The 1,801-nt window shown below is 40.1% G+C and carries 1 protein-coding gene; it reads right to left on the bottom strand.

Annotation, left to right across the window (positions count from 1 at the left end):
* Positions 1–105: 105 nt before the first annotated feature.
* Positions 106–1,341 carry a C40 family peptidase gene (locus ACY3LV_RS20860; RefSeq protein ID WP_464864446.1) on the bottom strand — a complete coding sequence of 412 codons (1,236 nt, stop codon included), beginning with the start codon at positions 1,339–1,341 and terminating at the stop codon, positions 106–108.
* Positions 1,342–1,801 lie beyond the last annotated feature (460 nt).

Below are 1,801 nucleotides of genomic sequence, written 5' to 3'. Positions count from 1 at the left end.
TTTTATTTTATTACACGTGAATGGGTATTTTAAGGAAAAAATAAAGACTGTCGAGATTTTCTCGACAGTCTGAGCCTATAAAAAGGCTTTTTGTCATACTCATTTTTAAAAATAGCTTCTTGCGCCCAAGTAGCGCTGTTTCCAATATGAATTGCTGAGATTGGAAATGTCGACGCCCGATGAGCTTGCATGAATAAAGTCTCCGCCGCCCAGATAAATCCCCATATGAGAAGGACCGGATTTATATGTGGTAAAGAAGACAAAATCCCCTACTGACGGCTGGCTGACTTGTTGCATCACATTCCAATACCCTGCCGTACTTAATCTTGATACCGAGGATACTTTATTAATGAGGTAATAAATATAACCGCTGCAATCAAAACCGGCAGGCGTGTTTCCGCCCCATCGGTATGGCACCCCGACATATTTTTTCGCTTCTGTTATCATTCTGTCAATCTTCGACCCTATTTGAATGTTTGATCCCGAGTTGTCTTTTGGCGCTGTATGATTTGAATTGTTAGATTTTGATGTTCCCGAAATCGTCAGAACCTGTCCGATTTGCAAGACATCAGATGATAAATGGTTTTTTTCACGGATGCTTTGCACCGTAACTCCGAGCTGATTCGCGATTTTCCACAGCGAATCGCCTGCTTTCACCTTGTATGTAGCTGTTTTTGAAGAATTGGAATTTGACGGTTTCTTGGAACCGCTGTTTCCGCTCTTGGACGAGCTGCTCCCTTTTATTTTGAGTACCTGTTTAGGGTACAGCGTATCTGATGTTAAGCCATTTAATGTTTTCAATTCAGCTACTGTCATATGTAAGCTGTTAGCGATTTTCCACAGTGAGTCACCAAGCTTAACTGTATATGTACTTTTTGACGAGCCTGAAGAATTGGAACCGCTGTTTTTTTTCGATCCATTTGAGCCGCTTGAACTGCTTGTCCCTCTGATCTTAAGCTTTTGTCCGGGACGAATCAGGTCACTTGTCAGGCTGTTTACACTTTTAAGCTCAGAAACACTCATTTTATGATTTTTAGCAATCATCCATAACGAATCACCATATGCAACTGTGTATGTTGACGTTTTGCTTGAGTTTGATGGAGATGTCGCGCTTTTTTTGCTGCTCTTAGGAATCTTAAGGCTTTGTCCGGCATAAATCACCGTTGATTTCAATTTGTTTTCGGATTTCAGAGCTGATATTGTCGTATCGTACTGGCGGGAAAGTTTCCAAAGAGAGTCACCGTTTTTCACTTTAATCGTTTTTGCTTCCGCGGGTGCTGCGGCCATCGATGACCCAACAACTGCGGAAACAGCCAAGCCGGCTACAATCTTCTTTTTCATTCATTCAACCTCCTAAACTGTTTATGCGCAAAAAACAGCTAGTATTTTCTTTCCAAAAATGGCATACATCAGTTTTATCGTCACTTTTTCAGCAAATTAAACCCTTTTCAAACAATTGGCAGCAATTTCAGCATCGTTCGACCTTTACACTTTCAAACAAACACCTAATATTTTACGCTAATATTTTACTTTAGTTGCATCTGCTTTTCGAAAGTCTAAGGAACTATTTAAGCGAGGGGTATAAATGATGGTTTTCTATTGGTGAATGGAGCAGATTTTCCTCCTTTCTTGTCTGTTTTTCCTATCAATTCTCTATCGGCTTGTCAAATCCCTTCCTCTGCATTCTCAGGAAAAAATAAAAAGCCTGTTCTTTTAATGAGAACAGGCTCAGCTTGTAGAGAAAACGACGTTTTTTCTACAAGCTTTTTTGTTTTCTGCTGTTTCTTTAGTTGTTCAGCTA

It is taken from the genome of Bacillus sp. 11C (genome assembly GCF_055486375.1).
The sequence above is the reverse complement of the archived record's forward strand: the minus strand, read 5'-3'. Positions and strand labels throughout refer to the sequence as shown.

Excerpts from the sequence above, each read along its gene's own strand:
- ACY3LV_RS20860 (WP_464864446.1), bottom strand. The coding sequence starts at position 1,341 with ATGAAAAAGAAGATTGTAGCCGGCTTGGCTGTTTCCGCAGTTGTTGGG.